At 67.3% G+C, this 281-nt stretch carries 1 protein-coding gene; it reads right to left on the reverse strand.

Annotated features, from left to right (window positions below):
* The coding region (locus QWJ41_RS21045) for a hypothetical protein (protein WP_302710435.1) at positions 1 to 258 on the reverse strand (258 nt) is incomplete at its 3' end.
* Positions 259 to 281 lie beyond the last annotated feature (23 nt).

Consider the following 281-nt stretch of genomic DNA (forward strand, 5'->3'; position numbering starts at 1 on the left):
GATCCCCGAGATCGCCCCCAGGATATCGCTCAGGGCGCGTGCCGGATTGTCGATCCCGAGCCCCGTGGTGAGCACCCCGACGATGGTCAGCGTGCGCCCGTAGGTGTCCCTGGCGTACCGGACCAGGCTGCCCCATTCGCTGGCCTGGACGGGGAAATACACCTCGGGCATGGGTACGTCGGGTGCGAACCCGTAGGCGACCTGGTAGAGCTGGCTCTCGGTCCAAAACGAGCCCTCGGCCGATCCGAAGTCGATCATGGCCGGGGTGTAGCCCCCGACCT

This window comes from Nocardioides cremeus (genome assembly GCF_030518195.1).
Taxonomy (GTDB): domain Bacteria; phylum Actinomycetota; class Actinomycetes; order Propionibacteriales; family Nocardioidaceae; genus Nocardioides; species Nocardioides cremeus.